Annotated in this window: 17 protein-coding genes and 1 pseudogene; 8 read left to right on the top strand and 10 right to left on the bottom strand. The window is 63.2% G+C overall.

From position 1 onward, the window contains the following. Positions 1–1,194, bottom strand: a 1,194-nt coding sequence (gene nhaD / locus IVB32_RS14690; protein WP_247410642.1) for a sodium:proton antiporter NhaD, incomplete at its 3' end; no start/stop codon positions are given. 22 nt (positions 1,195–1,216) lie between these two features. Then, entirely contained in the window at positions 1,217–2,089 is an 873-nt protein-coding gene (locus tag IVB32_RS14685; protein ID WP_247370874.1) for an NAD(P)-dependent oxidoreductase, read from the bottom strand. A 181-nt stretch (positions 2,090–2,270) separates the two neighbouring features. On the opposite strand from IVB32_RS14685, the gene IVB32_RS14680 reads away from it, so the two are divergent. The 4 genes from IVB32_RS14680 (at position 2,271) to IVB32_RS14665 (ending at position 5,938) form a co-directional block, all read left to right on the top strand. Further along, positions 2,271–2,708, top strand: a complete 438-nt coding sequence (locus IVB32_RS14680; protein ID WP_018459390.1) for a VOC family protein — start codon at positions 2,271–2,273, stop codon at positions 2,706–2,708. Positions 2,709–2,761: 53 nt separating this feature from the next. Then, positions 2,762–3,904: an Mrp/NBP35 family ATP-binding protein gene (locus IVB32_RS14675; RefSeq protein ID WP_247370871.1), complete on the top strand. Its 1,143-nt coding sequence runs from the start codon at positions 2,762–2,764 to the stop codon at positions 3,902–3,904. 218 nt (positions 3,905–4,122) lie between these two features. Next, positions 4,123–5,214, top strand: a complete 1,092-nt coding sequence (locus tag IVB32_RS14670; RefSeq protein ID WP_018459388.1) for a TRAP transporter substrate-binding protein — start codon at positions 4,123–4,125, stop codon at positions 5,212–5,214. 379 nt (positions 5,215–5,593) lie between these two features. Beyond that, on the top strand, positions 5,594–5,938 hold the full coding sequence (locus IVB32_RS14665) for a hypothetical protein (RefSeq protein WP_085362187.1): 345 nt from the start codon (positions 5,594–5,596) through the stop codon (positions 5,936–5,938). Positions 5,939–5,995: 57 nt separating this feature from the next. Here the strand turns inward: IVB32_RS14665 and IVB32_RS14660 are convergent, their stop codons facing one another. Beyond that, positions 5,996–6,997, bottom strand: a complete 1,002-nt coding sequence (locus IVB32_RS14660) for a sensor histidine kinase (protein WP_247410641.1) — start codon at positions 6,995–6,997, stop codon at positions 5,996–5,998. A gap of 206 nt (positions 6,998–7,203) precedes the next feature. Further along, positions 7,204–8,250, bottom strand: coding sequence for an alpha/beta hydrolase (locus IVB32_RS14655; RefSeq protein WP_247338107.1), 1,047 nt, complete (start codon positions 8,248–8,250; stop codon positions 7,204–7,206). Positions 8,251–8,556: 306 nt separating this feature from the next. On the opposite strand from IVB32_RS14655, the gene IVB32_RS14650 reads away from it, so the two are divergent. Both IVB32_RS14650 and IVB32_RS14645 read left to right on the top strand, forming a co-directional pair. Further along, positions 8,557–9,231, top strand: a complete 675-nt coding sequence (locus tag IVB32_RS14650) for a response regulator transcription factor (protein ID WP_247338106.1) — start codon at positions 8,557–8,559, stop codon at positions 9,229–9,231. 1 nt (position 9,232) lies between these two features. Further along, positions 9,233–10,642 carry an ATP-binding protein gene (locus IVB32_RS14645; RefSeq protein ID WP_247370865.1) on the top strand — a complete coding sequence of 470 codons (1,410 nt, stop codon included), beginning with the start codon at positions 9,233–9,235 and terminating at the stop codon, positions 10,640–10,642. Between the two features lie 69 nt (positions 10,643–10,711). Here IVB32_RS14645 and IVB32_RS14640 read toward each other — a convergent pair whose 3' ends face one another. Further along, positions 10,712–12,013 (bottom strand): M20/M25/M40 family metallo-hydrolase, encoded by a 1,302-nt coding sequence (locus IVB32_RS14640; protein ID WP_247370862.1) that lies wholly within the window; start codon positions 12,011–12,013, stop codon positions 10,712–10,714. Between the two features lie 280 nt (positions 12,014–12,293). Here IVB32_RS14640 and IVB32_RS14635 point away from each other — a divergent pair, with 280 nt between their 5' ends. After that, positions 12,294–13,382, top strand: coding sequence for a TRAP transporter substrate-binding protein (locus IVB32_RS14635; RefSeq protein WP_085395849.1), 1,089 nt, complete (start codon positions 12,294–12,296; stop codon positions 13,380–13,382). Between the two features lie 78 nt (positions 13,383–13,460). Here IVB32_RS14635 and IVB32_RS14630 read toward each other — a convergent pair whose 3' ends face one another. From IVB32_RS14630 to IVB32_RS14610, 5 genes and pseudogenes are all read right to left on the bottom strand, one after another. After that, positions 13,461–15,116, bottom strand: coding sequence for a TRAP transporter large permease subunit (locus tag IVB32_RS14630; protein WP_085352727.1), 1,656 nt, complete (start codon positions 15,114–15,116; stop codon positions 13,461–13,463). Positions 15,117–15,142: 26 nt separating this feature from the next. Continuing rightward, a complete protein-coding gene (locus IVB32_RS14625; RefSeq protein WP_018459380.1) occupies positions 15,143–15,724 on the bottom strand; it encodes a TRAP transporter small permease subunit in 582 nt (193 codons plus the stop codon). Positions 15,725–15,894: 170 nt separating this feature from the next. Beyond that, positions 15,895–16,920, bottom strand: coding sequence for a GTP 3',8-cyclase MoaA (gene moaA, locus IVB32_RS14620; protein ID WP_247297650.1), 1,026 nt, complete (start codon positions 16,918–16,920; stop codon positions 15,895–15,897). Between the two features lie 107 nt (positions 16,921–17,027). Continuing rightward, positions 17,028–17,524: pseudogene (locus IVB32_RS14615) on the bottom strand (hypothetical protein). A gap of 137 nt (positions 17,525–17,661) precedes the next feature. Continuing rightward, the gene (locus tag IVB32_RS14610; RefSeq protein WP_247297648.1) at positions 17,662–18,351 is read right to left on the bottom strand and encodes an HAD-IA family hydrolase; all 690 of its coding nucleotides are present in this window, start codon (positions 18,349–18,351) and stop codon (positions 17,662–17,664) included. 167 nt (positions 18,352–18,518) lie between these two features. Here IVB32_RS14610 and rpiA point away from each other — a divergent pair. Next, the coding region (rpiA, locus tag IVB32_RS14605; protein WP_247410638.1) for a ribose-5-phosphate isomerase RpiA at positions 18,519–19,076 on the top strand (558 nt) is incomplete at its 3' end.

The raw sequence follows: 19,076 nt of genomic DNA, 5'->3' as shown, positions 1-19,076 counted from the left end.
GTACCAGAGGAACTCGATGCGCTCGAGCCCCATGGCGGCGACGCCTGCGGCCGAGCCGATGATCAGGATCGAGCCGCCGGTTCCGGCGCAATAGGCGATGAACTCCCAGATGAAGCTGTCGGGTGGATAATGCGCGAGGTCGTACATGCCCATCGTCGCGGCGACCAGCGGCACGTTGTCGATGACAGCACTGAGCAGGCCGAGCACGATCACGATGATGTCCTGTCGGCCGATCGCGGTGTCCAGCCATTTGGCCACCATGGAGAGCAGGCCGGCATGTTCGAGGCAGGCGACCGCGAGCAAGATGCCGAGGAAGAATACGATCGAGCCCATGTCGATCCGCGTCAGCGCATTCGCAAGCGTGAGGGGACCGCGGACATGCTCATCCTTTTTGCGATGAACGATCTCGCCGACCAACCACACGATGCCAAGCCCGAGCAGGACGCCCATGAAGGGCGGCAGGTGCGTGACCGTCTTGAAGGCGGGCACCGCGATCAGTACGCCGAGTCCGAGATAGAACATCACGTTCCGCTCGAACGGATCGACGCCCTGCAATCCGTCCTCTTTCGGCGGTGGTGCGATGGTCTTGCCCTTGAGTGAAAAGCTGATGAATGCGAGCGGCACCAGCAGGTTGAGCAAGGAGGGCAGGAACACCGCGCTCATGATTTTCAGGGGCGAAATCTGTCCGCCGATCCACAGCATGGTCGTGGTGACGTCGCCGATCACGGTCCATGCGCCGCCGGCATTTGCGGCGATGACGATGAGGGAGGCGAACAGCAAGCGGTCGTCGCGCTTGGCGATCAGCCGCTGGATCAGCGAGACCATGACGATGGTGGTGGTCAGATTGTCGAGGATTGCACTGAGGAAGAAGGTAACGAAGCCAATCAGCCATATCAGACGGACCTGGCTGGTCGTGCTGATGCGGGAGGTGATGACCTCGAAACCGTCATGGGCGTCGATGACCTCGACGATGGTCATCGCGCCAACCAGGAAGAACACGATCTGCGCGGTGGCAGCGACGGACTCGTCAAGCTGACGGCCGACCAGCGTGTGGTCGCCGGTCGCGAGCGCGTAGATTGTCCAGAGCACGCCCGCGCCGAGTAGCGCAGACGCGCTCTTATTCACCCCGATAGGATGCTCGAGCGCGATCGCCGCATAGGCGAGGATGAAGATTGCGGCGAGTGCGGTCAGCAAGGCAGGATCACTTCGTGAGGTGTCAGCGATTCAGGCGCGCGAGCAGGCTCGATGTATCCCAGCGCTTGCCGCCCATCTTCTCGACCTCGGCGTAGAACTGGTCGACGAGCGCGGTCACCGGCAGATTGGCGCCATTGCGACGGGCTTCGGCCAGCGAGATCGAGAGATCCTTGCGCATCCATTCGACCGCGAAGCCGAAATCGTATTTGTCCTCGTTCATGGTCTTGTAGCGGTTCTCCATCTGCCAGGACTGCGCGGCGCCCTTGGAGATGGTTTCGATCACGGCGGCGACGTCAAGGCCACTTTTCTTGGCGAAGTGAATACCCTCGGAGAGGCCCTGGACGAGGCCGGCGATGCAGATCTGGTTGACCATTTTGGTCAGCTGGCCGGAGCCGGCGGGCCCCAGCAATTTGCACATCCGCGCATAGGCGCCTGTGATGATCGGCTCGGCGCCGGCATAGGCGTCCTGCGCGCCGCCGCACATCACCGTCAGCACGCCGTTCTCGGCGCCGGCCTGGCCGCCGGACACGGGTGCGTCGATGAACTTGAAGCCGGCCTTGGTCGCGGCCGCATCGAGCTCACGCGCGACCTCGGCGGAAGCGGTGGTGTGGTCGACGAAGGTTGCACCCTTCTTCATGCCGGCAAACGCGCCGTCGGCACCGATCGTGACCGCGCGCAGATCGTTATCGTTGCCGACGCAGCACATCACGAAATCCTGGCCCTCGGCCGCGGCCTTCGGGGTCGCCGCGGTCTTGCCGCCGAACTTGTCCGCCCACTCCTTCGCCTTGGCCGCGGTGCGGTTATAGACGGTGACCTCATGGCCCCCTTTTTTCACGAGGTGTCCGGCCATGGGGAAGCCCATCACGCCGAGACCGAGGAAAGCGACTTTAGTCATCTGTAGTACCTTGTCCGTAGTTTGGGTTTTACGGTTCTTGCCGGGCGAGGGCCGTCCGGTTCCGCCATTGCGGCAGATCGGGCGCACCATAAACCCTTGAGGCCGGAGGGCAACGGGTTCGTTTGGCCCCGCCTGTGTTAGGATGGTGGACCTAAGGACTTCAAAAAAAGGGAGCGAAGGCATGGGCGGCGTAAGCGTGGGCGTGCTCGATCATTTCAATGTCCGGACCCGGAATCTGGCCGAAACCGTCCGCTTCTACGAGGACGTGCTGGGCCTGGAAAAAGGCGCCCGGCCGAATTTCGCCTTCCCCGGCGCCTGGATGTACAGCGAGGGAAAGCCGGTGGTGCACCTCGTCGATATTTCTCCGACTGCCGAGCCACAAAAGCCGGATTCCGGCGTTGTCCACCACGTCGCCTTCGCCAGCCGCGGGTTTGACGGCATGAAGCAGCGGCTGGCCTCAAAGGGGATGAAGTTCGACTCCCGCCAAGTGCCCGGCGGTGAGCTCTGGCAGATCTTCGTCCACGACCCCAACGGGGTCATGATCGAGCTCAACTACGAGGCGGCCCTGGAGCAGGGGGCCGCGCCCGCCGAGATGGCTGACGATATCGGCAGGCAGTAGCCTTTTGGGCGTTTCCGCTCTAATGGGGCATCTTGAATTCTAGGAGATGCGCTTTGAGCGTGACGCAGCAACAGGTTCTCGACAGCCTCGCCAGGATCAAGTCGCCCCGCGGGGTCGCGCTCACCAATGCCAATGTGCTGAGCGCGATCAGCGCGGCCGACGGCAAGGTGTTCTTCTCGATCAATGTCGATGCCGCCGAAGCGCGAGCCTGGGAATCCGTCCGGGCCGAGGCCGAGGCCGCGGTGCGCGCCATTCCCGGCGTCACCACCGTCATGGTGGCGCTGACCGCCGAGCGGAAGGCCGGCGCGGCGCCGCCACCGCCGCCAACTCCCAGCCGCGGCACGCCGGGCGTGCAGCCCGTCCACGCCCACAAGCCGCCGCCGCAGGGCGGCGCCCAATCGCCGATGGCGCGGCAGTCCGAGATTCCGGGCGTCGCGGCCGTGATCGCGGTCGCCTCGGGCAAGGGCGGTGTCGGCAAATCCACCACCGCGCTCAACCTGGCACTCGGTCTGCGCGATCTCGGCCTCAAGGTCGGGCTGCTCGATGCCGACATCTACGGCCCATCGGTGCCGCGGCTGACGGGCCTGCATGAGAAGCCGGAGCTGAACGACGAGCGCAAGATGATTCCGCTCAAGCGCTTTGGCCTGGCCATCATGTCGATCGGCTTCCTGGTGGAGGAAGAGACCGCGATGATCTGGCGCGGGCCGATGGTGATGTCGGCAGTGACGCAGATGCTGCGCGACGTCGTATGGGGCCAGCTCGATGTGCTCGTCGTCGACATGCCGCCAGGCACCGGCGATGCCCAGCTCACGCTGGCGCAGAACGTCCCTTTGAAGGGCGCCGTGATCGTCTCGACCCCGCAGGACCTGTCGCTGATCGACGCAAGGCGGGGGCTTGCGATGTTCAAGAAGGTCAACGTGCCCGTGCTCGGCATCGTCGAGAACATGAGCTATTTCCAGTGCCCGCAATGCGGCACGAAATCCGACATTTTCGGCCATGGCGGCGCGCGCCACGAGGCCGAGAAGCTCGGGGTACCATTCCTGGGCGAGATCCCCCTGCACATGGCGATTCGCGCCACCTCGGATGCGGGCACGCCCGTGGTGGACAGCGAGCCGGATGGTCCCCATGCGGCGATCTACCGCGCCATTGCGGGACAGGTGCGGGACCAGCTCAAGGGCGTCATCGCCGCGGCCTAAGCGGATCCAAGCCGATCCCTTGAAACCAATACCTTGGGGACATGCGACTTTCGTAGAGCCCTGTCATGCCAATGTCGCGTTTCGAAAGCGGGGCTTCCGTGTTAAAGGCCCACGGCAGTCAAGCCCCTTCGGTTCGACGCGGCCCAAGAACGCGTCGCCGGAATGAGCGGCAGCAAAGAGGAAGTTAGGGGAAACGCCCCAACAAGGAGAGACTGAAGATGAAGCGTCGTGATTTCCTGAAAGTGTCGGCAGCCGGCGCGGCGGCGACCGCCGCGGTGGCCTCGCCGGCGATCGCGCAGTCCTCGCCCGAGATCAAGTGGCGCCTGACGTCGAGCTTCCCGAAGTCGCTCGACACCATCTATGGCGGTGCCGAGCAGATGGCGAAGTACGTCGCCGAGATGACCGACAACAAGTTTCAGATTCAGGTCTTCCAGGCGGGTGAAATCGTCCCGGGCCTGCAGGCGCTGGATGCGACCCAGAAGGGCACCGTCGAGATGTGCCACACGGTGTCGTATTATTACGTCGGCAAAGACCCGACCTTCGCGATTTTCGCGTCGGTGCCTTTCGGGCTGAATGCACGCCAGCAGAATTCCTGGCTGTACCAAGGCGGCGGCAACGAGCTCGCCAACGAGTTCTTCAAGAAGACGAACGTGGTGGGCTTCCCCTGCGGCAACACCGGCACCCAGATGGGCGGCTGGTTCCGCAAGGAGATCAAGACCGTTGCCGACCTGTCGGGCCTGAAGATGCGCATCGGCGGCATTGCCGGCCAGGTGCTTCAGAAGGTCGGCGTGGTGCCGCAGCAGCTCGCCGGCGGCGACATCTATCCGTCGCTCGAGAAGGGCACCATCGACGCGGCCGAATGGGTCGGTCCCTACGATGACGAGAAGCTCGGCTTCGCCAAGGTCGCCAAGTACTACTACTACCCGGGCTTCTGGGAAGGCGGTCCGACCGTTCACGCCTTCGCCAACATCGACAAGTGGAACGAGCTGCCGAAGAACTATCAGGCGATCCTCACCAACGCGACCGTCAACACCAACACCTGGATGGCCGCGCGCTACGACATGGTGAACCCCGGCGCGCTGAAGCGTCTGGTCGCCGGCGGAACGCAGCTTCGCCCGTTCACCAATGAGGTTCTGGAAGCCTGTCTCAAGGCGACCAACGAATTGTGGGGCGAGATCTCGGCCAAGAATCCCGACTTCAAGAAGTCGATCGACGCCATGCAGGCCTACCGCTCCGACGAATATCTGTGGTGGCAGGTCGCCGAATACACCTACGACAGCTTCATGATCCGCTCGCGCACCCGCGGCTGATCTTCGAGCAAGTCGCAAGACGACACGCCCGGTCTCGTTCGCGAGGCCGGGCTTTTTCTTTGGGGCGACGCTGCGGAGCGGCGGTGTCGCCGCGGTATGGGCGGGGCGTCCAACAAAAAATCTGAAAAACAACCCCATGCACAGTAGACGAGCGGTGAGCGGACAAGGCGCTGCGAGTGCAGCCAAGAGCTTGATGCGATGGAGTTAATTGGCAGGCAGGCCCGAGCATCGCGCGGTCGAGGGCAACTTCGTATTTTTGCAGCCAAAGCGGGCAGGCGCGAGTACTTCAGCGCGCCCGTTTGACTCGTCGGGCAAAACAGTGGCATAAAGGCATTATCGCATAATCCGAAATTTCCGCCTCGGTGGTCTGGGGTTGATGATGAGCTTCGATCCCGATGAGGTTCAAAGCGCGCTGCGCAAGGCCTGGTCGTTGGCAACCGCCAGTCAATGGACGGCGAGCAATCCGGCGGCAGGGCAATGCAACGTCACCTCGCTGCTGATTCACGAGCTCTTCGGCGGCGAGTTGCTGAGGACGCCGCTGCCGGCCGGCGACCATTTTTACAATCGCATCGGTGGTCGGCGGTACGACTTCACGGCGAGCCAGTTCGATCAGCCGATTGCTTACAAGGATTTGCCCGCAAGCCGTGCCGATGTGGAATTGGGAGCGACAAGCGATGAACTGGCCGAACTCAGAGCCGCTTTTCAGGAGCGTCGTACGAAGTAAAGCCAAGGGCCGATCGCAGACGGGTGAGAGGAGTGGGCGCGGGGAATCAGCTCAACATCAATTCGCAAGACGGTCTTTGCTCATGCGCAGGATGACCACCACACCCTCTTCCGACCAGTTAAAAGTTATGGTCCCGCCAAGCTGGGCGGCCATACTTCGGTGCACCAACTGGCTTCCAAAGCCTTCGAGCTTTGTTGGAGCGACAACGGGGGGACCACCCCGCTCCGTCCACTTGACCACGACCTCGTCCTCGTGAGCGTTGCACGATACGTCCAGGGTGCCACTTGAAAGGGACAGCGCACCGTATTTCGCAGAGTTGGTTGCCAGTTCATGCATCACCAAGGCGAGTGCTGTGCTGGAAGCCTCTCCCACGTTCATCTTGGGGACCGAGACACGAATACGAACGCTGGCTCCTTCCTCATCGTACGGCGCAAGCAGAACAGAGATGAGGTCTCCGAGAAGCGTCCCTTCTCTATTTCGTCCCGGTACCGGGCGCACAAGGTCCTGAGCACGTCCAAGAGCGATCAGGCGACTGGTCAGCTCCTGGGCCATATCCTCTTTTGATGCTGCCGAGCGTGAGCTCATTTGCGTCAGCGCCGTTGCGACGGTGAGAAGGTTTTTCAGCCGGTGGCTCATCTCGCCCGCCAGGAGCTCGTTGGCTTCCTCGGCTTGCTTGCGTTGGGTGACGTCCAGGAAAATACCGAACATCGTTCGATCCGCGATGTCGGCATCGTCGCCCTGGCCCCGCGCGGAAATCCAACGGATATCGCTGCCGGTCAGAATACGAAAATCTATCTCGTAAGAGCCTACGACTGCGCGAGTAGCGGCAAATGCCGATCTCACCCTCTCAAGATCGGCGGGGTGGATGTTCTTGGACAGTATCTCGAACGTAATTTTCTGCTCGCCCTTGGGCACCTCCCAAAGGTCGTACGCGGGTTCATCCATGGTGATTGCGTCGGTATCAACGTTCCAGGACCATAGAGCGACACCGGCGGCGCGAGTGGCAGCCCGGAGGTGCTTTTCGTGCCACAAGGGCATCGTCACCTGGCTAGGAACCATTGTGCTTCGTTTTCCCGCTTTATCTGACCAATCGGCACCTCGGCCAACGGGCGATCGACAGATACCATACCCGGTCGAAAAGGTCTCCGTTCGACCGAGAGGGCGGGTTGAAGTGTGGTCCCGCGCCCGAGTTGGCTCAGAAGCGATCCTCCGCAAACGAGCCGTGAGGTTCGCCGACGGCGATCAGCGGCGTTGTTCGTGAGCGATTACGCGTTGCTTCGCGAAACGCCTGGGCCTTCCCGTCCATGGGTCAACACGGCCTCGGCAGCAGCTTCGTCGATGGCCGCCATCACATCAGCGGTTGCGGAATGATGAATCATGTGTCCCGCTCCGTCGATCCGGTGCAATTTGCTCTGCTTGACCTCGCCATGCAGCCTGACCGACTGCTTGATATCGATCAGACGATCGTTCTGGCCCGCGATAATGATCGTCGGCATCTTGAGTTCTGCATAAGTCTTCGAACCTGAGAATGCGGCGGAGATCAACATGGTCGCTTCGGCCGCTGTGGCCCGCATCTGTGATGGGCGCAACGCCATTTCTTTCGGAAAGCCGGCGAACTTGTTCGGGACCGGCCGGGGGCCAAACAGCTTGCGCAACATCGCGGGCCACATCATCCGACCGGCTAGCGGCGAAATCGTGGAGCTGATGACGTCCCCGACCACCGGTAGGGCGGACAGCACCGACGCCGCGCTGTCCGCGCGGGGAGTCGGGAAATAATAGCCCGAGGCCAATACGAGAGCCTGCACGAACGAAGGATGTCTTGTCGCCAGCGCAACCGCAACCGACGCTCCCCATGAATGGCCAAGGACAATCGCTTGAGAGACGCCCAACTGATCGAGGGCCTTCTTGAACAGGTCCGCCTGGGCATCCGGAGTCCAGACGACGCGCCTTGGCCGCGAGCTATGCCCAAAACCGGGACGATCGAACACCATGACCCTGTAGTTCTCGGCTGCGAGATCGATCAATCCACTCGAGACGAAATCCTGGACCATGCTGCCATTGCCGTGAAACAAGACCAGCGGCTTGCCTCTGCCGCGTTCCAAATAGTGCAGGCGAACCCCCTCTACGTCGATGAACCGACCCTGCGGAGGATTATCGCGTTTCGCTTTGTTCGCGAGCCGCCGGTTTATGATTGCGGTAGCCGCAACGAGGGTACCTGCGGCAGCAAACGCGGCGGCGCCTGGATGTCGCGTGATGGCGCTCAAGCAATCGGATAGAAGGGAGCTGGAACGTGTTCGTCGTGCAAGGCGCATCCGCATTACCTTAGGTGGTCTGCACGACGCCCCATCAAATGAGAAATGTTGCAGCTGAGTTGAACGGTTCGCGGGGGTGTTCGTTCCTCGGCAGGGCCGACGGCGGCGGGGCCCAAGGAGGTAAATTCCCGGGCCATCCGCGACCTCATCCGCTCGTGCCCGGACTGGCTTACAGGAACCTGACGGAAGGGAGCGGCCGGCCCGCCGGGTGCTTTTTCGCTGGCCGAGATGCCCCGGATGATGGAAGACAGCGAAGATGCGGCGGAAGCCGTGCGGTGACACCGGAACATCCCGCGGGAAAATGCGATGCGCCTTCTGATCGTCGAGGACAATGCCGAGCTGTCGCGGCTCGTTGCCGGCGGGCTGTCGGCGGCCGGCTATGAGAGCGACATCGTCGGCAGCGCTACCGAAGCGCGCGAGGCGGTCAGCAGCGTCAGCTATGCCGCGATGATCCTCGACCTCGGACTACCCGACGGCGATGGCCTGTCGGTGCTGCGTGAGCTTCGCCGGCAGATGGAGCCGTTGCCGGTGCTGGTGCTGACCGCGCGCGGCGGCTTGCAAGATCGTGTCAGCGGCCTGCGCAGCGGCGCCGACGACTATCTCGCAAAACCGTTCGCGATGGAGGAGCTGGTGGCGCGACTGGAGGCGATCCTGCGCCGTCCGGGCCAGTTGCTTGGCCGCTCGCTGCGCCTCGCCAACCTCGTCTATGACACCGAGAGCCGCCAGATCTTCGTCGACGACCAGCCGCGCATCATCTCCGCGCGCGAGACCTCGGTGCTCGAGATCCTGCTGCGCCGGCAGGGGCGGGTGGTACCGAAGAAGAACGTCGAGGACCACATCTTCGGCCTCGATGGCGAGGTCGCCTCTAACGCGGTCGAGGTCTACGTCTCGCGGCTGCGCAAGCAGCTCGCCGAGCATGGCGCCAAGGTCGTGATCCACACCATCCGTGGCGTCGGCTATCTCATGGCCGAGGAGAAATAGCGTGGCCCGGATCGGATCTCACGCCGGATTCCGCGCCGGGATCCATGGGAGGTCGCCGACGTTCAAATCGCTGATCTGGCGCATCGTGTTCCTGCACATCGTGGCGGTCGCGGTGGTCGCGATCTTCCTGCCGCTGGTGCTGTTCTGGCTGCTCAATTCAGAGATCGACCAGCTGCATCGCGATGCCATGCGCGCGCAGGCCGAGGTGTTGGCCGAGCGCATCGTCGCCCAGCCCGACGGGCTGCTGACGTTCAACCTGCCGGACAGTCTCAAGGGCCTTTATTCAGAAGCCTATGGCCGCTACCAGTACGACATTCGCGATGCCGGGGGGAATCTGCTGTTTTCGTCGCGGCGCAAGATCGGCACTGCGGCGGCCGCGCCACCGCCGCTCTCCGAAACGATTTCCGGGGCCGGAGTCACCCGCACCATCGACGGCAAGGTGATACGCATTCGCGTCGCGGAGGACCTCGCGCACCGCGACGTCATCATCGACGACATCGTATCGAACTTCTTCCGGCGGGTCGGATGGATCACCATTCCGATCCTGCTGGTCCTGCTCGGCATCGACATCATCATCTTTCGCCGCGCTGTTGCGCCGCTATGGAAGGCCTCCGAGGAGGCGAGCAATATCGGCCCAGCGCGCACGGACATCCGCCTGCCGACGGAGCAGATTCCGCGCGAGATCATGCCGCTCGTCACCGCCGTCAATCAGGCGCTCGACCGCCTCGAGGACGGCTTTCGGGTGCAGCGGCAGTTCACCGCCGACGCCGCGCATCAATTGCGCACGCCGCTCGCGATCCTGCGCACGCGGATCGAGACGCTCGGCGATGGCGCCGCACGGCATGCGCTGCATGCGGACATCGAGGGCATGAGCCGCATCGTCGCGCAGCTACTGGAGATCGCCGAGCTCGACACGCTGGTGCTCGATCCCGGCGAGACCGCGGATTTGCGCGCGGTCTGCGCCGAGGTGGTCGGTTCGATCGCGCCGCTCGCGATCGCACAGCACAAGGATATCGCGCTGAGGGGCACCGAGGCGCCGGTGCTGATCCACGGCAATTCGGTGATGCTCCAGCGCGCGATCTTCAATCTCGCCGAAAACGCCATCAAGTTCACGGCAATGGACACGTCGGTCGATGTCGATGTGAGCGAGGATGGCGCGGTGCGCGTGCGCGATTGCGGGCCGGGAATCGCGGAAGCCGAGCGCGAATTGATCTTCCACCGCTTCTGGCGCGCCGACCGCCAGCGCAGCGACGGCGCCGGCCTCGGGCTGTCGATCGTGCGCGCCGTCGCGGATGATCACGCGGCGACGGTTGCGGTGGAGAATCGTCCGGGCGGCGGCGCGCAGTTCACGCTGCGGTTCAGGCTGGCAGAGAAGTCGGGCGACGTTGATTTGAACGCGGCGCGGCGCTGACGCGCCACTTTCTCCCACATCCGCCTTTGCCAAGGCTTCGGCGGACGTGAGGAGAGAAGGAAGATCGGGCTATTTCAGCTTGCCGGTGGACAGATCCATGATCATGCGTGTGGTCAGATAAAGCCGCGGCACGATGCTGTTGAGCTGCACATATTCGGCATCGTTGGAATGCGCGCCGAACCCCGACAGGCCCATGCCTTCCACCACGGCTCCGCTGGTCTTGAGTGCGGCAAACGCCGCGTCGGTGCCGCCGCCGGTCGCCTTCTCGTCGACTTTGAGAGGCAGTCCGATCTCCTCATAGATCGTCTTGCCGTGGGCCGCGACTCGACGTGAGGCGTCGTTGGCCTCCAGCGGCGGACGGCGCACCTCGAATTTCAGCTCGACCTTGGACTCGGGCAGCAGGTTATTCTTGATCTTCTCCTGCAGTGTCTTCTCGAGCTCGTCGAAATCGGCGACCTTAAGTGCACGTGCGTCGGCCTGGGCCGTGGCCTCCGCGGGGATCACGTTGCGGTTGGTGCCGGCCTTGGAGACCGTCCAGTTCAGTTTCAGGCCCTGCTCTGGTTTGGACAGGTCCTTCATCTGCAGGAGCTGGTGGGAGAGCTCGTACAGCGCGTTGACGCCGCCCTCGGGCCGTGAGCCTGCATGTGACGACTTGCCCTGCACCGTGAGATAGGCCGAGCCGATGCCGCTGGTGGCCAGCCGCAGCGTGCCGTCGGTACCGCCGCCTTCAAAGGAGAACACCACATCCTGATCCGCAGCGAACCTGGTGATGGTGCTGCGCCAGCCCGGTGAGGAGATCTCCTCGTCGCCATTGGTGAGCACCGTGAGCGTGCCGTAGTCCCGGAAGCTCAGCTTCTGCAGCAACGCCACGGTATGAAGAATGAGCGCGACGCCCTGCTTGTCGTCGGCAATGCCGAGGCCGTAGGCCTTGTCGCCGTCGATGCGGAACGGTTGATCCTTCAGCATGCCCTTCAGGTACACGGTGTCCATGTGGGCGATCAGCATGATCTTCTTGCTGCCGGTGCCCTTGAATACGGCGTGTACGGCCGGGCCGATCTTCTCGGGTGTGTCGTCGAGGCGATAGACGTCGGTGGGTTCGAGGATCTCCACCGTGCCGCCGAGCTGCTTGAGCTGGCCGGCAACGCGCTGGGCGATCTGGTTCAGACCTTCGACATCCTTGCTGCCGGATTCGATGCTGACGAGATCGCGCAGCGTGTCGAGCAGCGGCTGCTGCTCTTTTTGCGCCAACGCATGGACGTCGGCCATGACATTCGCGCTCAGCTCAGCATGCGCCGGCATTGCCGCACATCCCAGCCAGAGCGACGCGATCAACGAACCAACGAGCGATGGAGCAGGGTAGGATCGCGACATGCGTGGCGGCCTTAGGTTGGGGGAATGGCGCGGTATGCCCGTGTTTCCGGCGCTTGTCACGTGCCCGGCGCGCCCGTCATGCCCGGCCGAGGCGGGCGTGATGGGAACGGCCAGGGCCGCGGGCCGTCTAAGCCTAAAGTCGTAGGACCGGATGGCGCGGGAGCTGGGCATTTTCGTCCCTCACATCGTGAGGGATGGAAATCGGACGACACATGTTCCATGCTGGCCTCCAAGCCTCGGCAAGAAGGCCCACCGTCACAATCCATCAGGGTAGGAAATCATGAAAAGACGAGATTTCATCAAGGTCACCGGGCTTGGTGCGGCGGGTGTCGCCACGCTCGCCGCTCCAGCGATCGCGCAGACGACGCCCGAGATCAAATGGCGCATGCCGACGAGCTGGCCAAAATCGCTCGACACGCTCTATGGCGGCGCCGAGATGATGGCCAAGATGGTCGCGGAAGCGACCGACAACAAATTCCAGATTCAGACATTTGCCGGCGGCGAGATCGTGCCGGGCCTTCAGGTGCTCGATGCCGTGCAGAACGGCACCTGCGAAATCGGCCACACCGCGTCTTATTATTATTTCGGCAAGGACCCGACCTTCACCTTCGGCTCGGCCGTGCCGTTCGGACCGAACATGCGCATCAACCAGGCCTGGTACATGCTGGGCGGCGGCAGGGAGATTCTCAACGAGTTCTACAAGAAGTACAACGTCGTCTCGCTGCTTGCTGGCAACACCGGCTGTCAGATGGGTGGCTGGTTCCGCAAGGAGGTCAAGACGCCCCAGGACTTCAGCGGGTTGAAATTCCGCATCGGCGGCTTCGCCGGAAAAGTGATGGCCAAACTCGGCGCGGTGCCGCAGCAGATCGCCGGTGGCGACATCTATCCGGCGCTGGAGAAGGGCACCATCGACGCAGCGGAATGGGTCGGGCCCTATGACGACGAGAAGCTCGGCTTCGTGAAAGTCGCGCCGCATTATTACTTCCCGGGCTGGTGGGAAGGCGGGCCGATGCTGCTCGCCTTCGTCAACCAGGACAAGTGGAATGCTCTGCCGAAGCACTATCAGAGCATCCTCGAGCAGGCGGGGCACTACGCCAACAACTGGATGATGGCGAAGTACGACCAGGCCAATCCACCGGCGTTGCGGCGCCTGCTCGCGGCCGGCGCCAAGCTGCATCCGTTCTCGCCCGAGGTCATGCAAGCCTGCTTCAAGGCGGCAAAGGAGCTGCACACCGAAGTCTCGGCTACCAACGCGGACTTCAAGAAGGTCTACGAATCGCTGACCGCGTTCTCGAACAACGGATATCAGTGGTTCCAGGTCGCCGAAGTCGGCTATGACAACTTCATGGCGCGCAACTCGCAGAGCTGATCGCAGAGCGCACGATCGGCCCAAACGAAAAAACCCGGAGCTTTCGCTCCGGGTTCTTTTTTGCAGGCGGGCCGGGCGCTATTGCTTCGGCTGGCCGAAGTCGAGCGGCGGCAGATCGATCTGGGGAATATCGATCTTGATGCTGTTGGGATCGACGGTGGACTGCACGCCCTTGTAGTGCATCACCATCGACGGGAACATGATCACGAGCAGCACCATGATCATCTGGATGACGACGAACGGCACCGCACCCCAATAGATCTGTCCCGTCGTGACCGGCTCCATGCGTTTGCCGGTGACGCGATCGGTATAACGTTCCTTCGGCGCGACCGAGCGCAAATAGAACAGCGCAAATCCGAACGGCGGATGCATGAACGACGTCTGCATGTTGACGCCCAGGATGACGCCGAACCAGATCAGGTCGATGCCGAGATGCTCGGCAGCCGGCCCGAGCAGCGGGATCACGATGAAGGCAAGCTCGAAGAAGTCGAGGAAGAACGCCAGCACGAAGACGAAGGCGTTGACGAAGATCAGGAAGCCGATCTGGCCGCCGGGCAGGGATGTCAGCAGGTGCTCGACCCAGACATGGCCGCTGACGCCGTAGAAGGTGAGCGAGAACACGCGTGCCCCGACCAGGATGAAGACGACGAACGCGGACAGCTTCGCCGTCGATTCGGTGGCCTGTCGGATCAGGTCCCAGGTCAGCCGCCGCTTCGCGGCTCCGAGAATGAGGGCGCCGGCTGCACCCATCGCACCGCCTTCGGTGGGCGTCGCGACGCCGATGAAGATCGTGCCCAGCACCAGGAAGATCAGGAATAGCGGGGGCACCATGACGAAGGTGGTCTGTTGCGCCATCTTCGAGAGGAAGCGGTAGCCCGTCAGCTTGTCGAGGACCCAGTTCGCGATGGCGACGAAGAACGCGAAGAGGATGCCGAAGAACATGCTGAGCACGACGAAGTCGGCGCCGTGTGTCTCCGAATTCCGCATCATGAACCAGCCGAAGACGCAGCTCGCCAGGAACAGCACGCCGAGCGACTTGAGGCCGCGGTCGCCGCTCTCCTCGCGGAAGCCGATCGCCTCCTTGGGAAGACCAGGCGCCGCCTTCGGGAAAATCATGGTCACGAGGAACGCGTAACCCGCATAGAGGCCGGCGAGCACCAGGCCCGGAATGAACGCGCCCTCGTACATGTCGCCGACCGACTTGCCGAGCTGGTCGGCCATCACGATCAGGACGAGCGACGGCGGAATGATCTGCGCCAGCGTGCCGGAGGCCGCGATGATGCCGGTCGCCACGCGGCGGTCGTAGCCGTAGCGCAGCATGATCGGCAGCGAGATCAGGCCCATCGAGATCACCGAGGCCGCCACGACGCCGGTGGTCGCCGCAAGCAGCGCGCCGACGAACACCACCGCGTAGGCGAGGCCGCCGCGGATGGTGCCGAACAACTGGCCGATGGTGTCGAGCAGATCCTCCGCCATGCCGGAGCGCTCGAGCACCAATCCCATGAAGGTGAAGAAGGGAATGGCGAGCAGCGTGTCGTTGTTCATGACCCCGTAGACGCGCTCCGGCAGGGCCTGGAGAAAGTCCGGGTGGAATTGGCCGAGCTGAACGCCGATGATGGCGAAGAACAGGCCGACGGCGCCGAGCGAAAATGCTGCCGGGTAGCCGAGCAGCAGCACGATCACGAGCGTCGCGAACATGATGGGCGCCAGATTGGCGATAATAAACGCGGTCATGACTTCCCCTAAACCGTCGCCAACGGCTACTTCTTTTCGATCGCTTCGACGAGGTGCTCGACCTCGGCCTCCAGTGCGGACACCTGCGACTCGTGTGGGTCCGGGATCATGCCGCGCATGATCGCGATTCGCTTGATCAGCTCGGATATGCCTTGAACGAGCAGGAGGGCGAAGCCGATCATGATCAGCGCTTTTGCCGGCCATTGTGGCAGGCCGCCCGCATTGCCGGATTGCTCGTTGATCTGGAGCGAGCGCAGGAAGAACGGTATTCCGGTCACGATCATGACAACGGTCAGCGGGATCAGGAAGAAGATGTGCCCGATGATGTCGATGATGTTGCGAGCCCGTTTCGGCATCATGCTATTGAAGATGTCGATCCGGATGTGCTCGTTGTCGAGCAGCGTCCAGGACGCGCACAGCAGGAACACGATGCTGAAAAGCACCCATTGCAGCTCGAGCCACGAGTTGGAGGACGTGTCCAATGTCTTTCGGATGATCGCATTCAGCGCCGAGATGACGACGGCGAGCAGGATCAGCCAAGCCAGACGTTTGCCCGTCCAACGTGTGAACGCGTCAATTCCATTGCTCAGCTTCAGGAGCGCTTGCAAGATTGGTCCTCCCCGATTTGCCCCGGCCGTCTTGACTGCGCCGAGTGGGCGCGTTGGCTTGTCTCGCCGCGCAGGCATGAGGCTGCCGCACCAAACCAGCGAGCGTGCCGCCAGTCAATCGGAAGTTTGTTGATAGTTCAGGGGAATAAGCCGCGGCCGGCCAGCCGATGTTAGCCGCCGGTGACGCTCATGTGCCTGGAGACGCTGGGGCGGTCGTGGCGGCGGTCGATAATGAAATCGTGGCCCTTGGGCTTCAGCCCAATGGCGCGGTCGATCGCATCCGCAAGCAGCGAATCGTCGCCCGATGCACGCAGAGGTTTGCGCAAATCGGAGGCATCCTCGTGGCCGAGGCAGGTGTGCAACGTTCCCGTGCAAGTGACGCGCACGCGATTGCAGGATTCGCAGAAATTATGGGTCATCGGGGTGATGAAGCCGAGCTTGCCGCCGGTCTCGGCGACGCTGACATAGCGCGCCGGCCCCCCGGTGCTCTCGGCCAGATCGGTCAGCGTGAACTGCTGGGCAAGGCGCGCGCGCACCAGCGACAGCGGCAGATATTGGTCGATTCGTCCCGATCCGATCTCGCCCATCGGCATGACCTCGATCAGCGTCAGCCCCATGCCCTTGCCGTGGGCCCAGCGCATCAGGTCGGGAAGTTCGTCCTCGTTGAGGTTCTTCAGCGCAACGGCGTTGATCTTGACTGCGAGGCCCGCGGCGCGTGCGGCCTCGATGCCTTCCAGCACCTTGTCGATCTCGCCCCAGCGGGTGATCTCGCGAAACTTCTGCGGATCGAGCGTGTCGAGCGAAACGTTGATGCGGCGGACGCCGCAATCGGCGAGTTCACTGGCATGTTTCGCAAGCTGGGTGCCGTTGGTGGTCAGCGTCAGCTCGCTCAGCGCGCCGCTCTTGAGGTGCCGCGACAGCGAGCGAACCAGCGTCATCACGTTACGGCGGACCAGCGGTTCGCCGCCGGTGAGCCGCAGCTTCTTCACACCCTTGGCAATGAAGGCCGAGCAGAGCCGATCGAGTTCCTCCAGCGTCAGCAGGTCCGCCTTGGGCAGGAACGTCATGTCTTCCGACATGCAGTAGAAGCAGCGCAGGTCGCAGCGGTCGGTGACGGAGACGCGCAAATACGAGATGGTCCGTCCGAACGGATCGGTCATCGTGCTCGACAGGGGGCTCGCGGAAAGTCCGTTCATACCAAATGCCTTGTCACTTGCGGCAACGCGAGCAGTTTTGCTTCAGCGGTGTCCTGGAAGCAATCTAAGCATCGAATGCGTCAGAGACAAATGGGGGATGACGGAGGTCAGCGCTTGCCCGCGTTCGGATCGGGGAAAGGCGAGCCCGCAGCCGGTGCGGCAGCAGCCGGGGCGACCGCGGCCGCCGCCGGTTTCGGTTTCTTCGGGCGGTGCGGCTTGCGGACCGTTTTGGCGGAACGGCCGGCTGGAGCTCCGCGAAAATCGGGTTGGGGTCGGTGGTGATCGAGGCGGGCGTGGTGAAGTCGCCGGGATTCCTGATGACATTCACCGGTACGCTCACCGGCTGGTATTTTGGGAGCGCGAAAGCGACCGTGAAGGGGGCGTCGGGGGCGGGAACCGCGACGGAGCAGGGCGTCTTGCAGCCGGCACCCAGTGAGGTCGTGGCGTCAGCACCCGGGGGATTGGATTCGAGCCGGACCTGCACGGTCGGCGGGGCCGATTTGAACATGTCCCAGGACGTCGAAGACATCGAGGAGCAGCCGGCAAGGCTCGCTGCTCCCAAGAGACTGACCCCAGCTAGCGCAATCGCGATGACACGACGCATGACCATCGACCTATTGCGACGAACCGCCACATCCCCGGACAAACTTAGGAGTGTCGTTCCGACCGAGCAACCGGCCGGCCGCACATAGTTAGTAGATGGTTAACGCCGGATTCCGTGGAATAACTAAGCTATCTCAGCTACTTGAGAGCTGCCTGCGCGGTCATCAGGCTGCTGGCGGCGGCCGGCAGGTCGCGCATGTGATGAATCAGCCGGTCCGGCTTCAACTCGGCAATCGGGACGTCCGTATAGCCGAAGCTGACCCCGATCACGGGAACTCCGGCGCGCCGGGCCACGCCGACATCGGGTCCGGCGTCGCCGACCATGATGCTCGCTTTGACCTCGCCGCCGGCCCGCGCCACCGTTTCCCGGAAAATGGTCGGATCGGGCTTCTGGACGCCAAAAGTGTCAGCGCCGCAGATCGCGGCGAAGCGCCGGCTCAGGTCGAGCTGATCCAGCAGGCGCTTCGATAGCCATTCCAGCTTGTTGGTGCAGACCGCGAGACGATGGCCTTGGACCGCAAAATGGTCGAGCGCGGCCTCCAGCCCCTCGAAGGGCCGGGATTCGACGGCGATATTGTCGGCGTAATAGCCGATGAAATCGGCCGTCATCCGGTCCATGTCGGCCACCGTGACGCTGCGGCCCTCGGCCTCCAGCCCCCGCTCGATCAGCTTGCGGGCGCCGGCGCCGATCATGTTGCGGGCCGAGGCCATCGGCACGGGCGGCAGCCCTTCGCGGTCGAGCACGTAATTGAGCGCGGTGATCAGGTCGGGCGCGGTATCCACAAGCGTGCCGTCGAGATCGAAGACGATGGTGTGGGAGGGGGTCATGGTCCAGCGCTACCGGCCCGGCCCCGCCCGCGCAAGGGCCGAAGCCATAAGATCACCTTATAAGGTGGGTCCGGAGGCCTGTTCCCCCAGACCCTGTTCTCCGAGGGAAAACGAGGCTACACAGGCCGCCGCAAGCCTAACACTCGTAATTCAGGGACGGCGCAAACGTGAACATGGACCAGTTGAAGCGGCAGGCTGCGGCGCGCGCCCTCGAGGACGTCCGTGACGGCATGCAGCTCGGGCTCGGTACCGGCTCGACTGCAAAACATTTCGTCGAGCTGCTCGGCGAGCGGGTCCGCGCCGGACTGAAAGTGATCGGCGTGCCGACCTCCGAGGCGACGCGTCTCGATGCAATCCGCTGCGGCGTGCCGCTGACCACGCTGGATGAGATCGATCATCTCGACATCACCGTCGACGGCGCCGACGAGATCGATCCCGAACTCAATCTGATCAAGGGCGGCGGCGGCGCGCTGTTGCGCGAGAAAATCGTGGCGGCCGCCTCGGATCGCATGATCGTGATTGCCGACGACACCAAATGGGTGCCGACACTCGGCGGCTTTCCGCTGCCGGTCGAAGTCATCCCGTTCGGGCTCGGCGCAACGCGTCGCGCGATCGAGAAGGCGTTTGCGGAATGCGGCGTTTCCGGGCAGATGGCGGTCCGCAACGGCAAGGACGGCCACGTTTTCGTCACCGATGGCGGCCACTGGATCCTCGATGCCCAGCTC

The sequence above is a fragment of the Bradyrhizobium sp. 23 genome (assembly GCF_023073295.1).
GTDB classification, from domain to species: Bacteria; Pseudomonadota; Alphaproteobacteria; order Rhizobiales; family Xanthobacteraceae; genus Bradyrhizobium; species Bradyrhizobium canariense_D.
Note: the sequence above shows the minus strand (reverse complement) of the source record. Positions and strands in the feature narration are given on the sequence as shown.

Coding starts and splice junctions, on each gene's coding strand:
- IVB32_RS14685 (WP_247370874.1), bottom strand. CDS start 2,089: ATGACTAAAGTCGCTTTCCTCGGTCTCGGCGTGATGGGCTTCCCCATG.
- IVB32_RS14680 (WP_018459390.1), top strand. CDS start 2,271: ATGGGCGGCGTAAGCGTGGGCGTGCTCGATCATTTCAATGTCCGGACC.
- IVB32_RS14670 (WP_018459388.1), top strand. CDS start 4,123: ATGAAGCGTCGTGATTTCCTGAAAGTGTCGGCAGCCGGCGCGGCGGCG.
- IVB32_RS14665 (WP_085362187.1), top strand. CDS start 5,594: ATGAGCTTCGATCCCGATGAGGTTCAAAGCGCGCTGCGCAAGGCCTGG.
- IVB32_RS14660 (WP_247410641.1), bottom strand. CDS start 6,997: ATGGTTCCTAGCCAGGTGACGATGCCCTTGTGGCACGAAAAGCACCTC.
- IVB32_RS14655 (WP_247338107.1), bottom strand. CDS start 8,250: ATGCGCCTTGCACGACGAACACGTTCCAGCTCCCTTCTATCCGATTGC.
- IVB32_RS14650 (WP_247338106.1), top strand. CDS start 8,557: ATGCGCCTTCTGATCGTCGAGGACAATGCCGAGCTGTCGCGGCTCGTT.
- IVB32_RS14640 (WP_247370862.1), bottom strand. CDS start 12,013: ATGTCGCGATCCTACCCTGCTCCATCGCTCGTTGGTTCGTTGATCGCG.
- IVB32_RS14635 (WP_085395849.1), top strand. CDS start 12,294: ATGAAAAGACGAGATTTCATCAAGGTCACCGGGCTTGGTGCGGCGGGT.
- IVB32_RS14630 (WP_085352727.1), bottom strand. CDS start 15,116: ATGACCGCGTTTATTATCGCCAATCTGGCGCCCATCATGTTCGCGACG.
- moaA (WP_247297650.1), bottom strand. CDS start 16,920: ATGAACGGACTTTCCGCGAGCCCCCTGTCGAGCACGATGACCGATCCG.
- IVB32_RS14610 (WP_247297648.1), bottom strand. CDS start 18,351: ATGACCCCCTCCCACACCATCGTCTTCGATCTCGACGGCACGCTTGTG.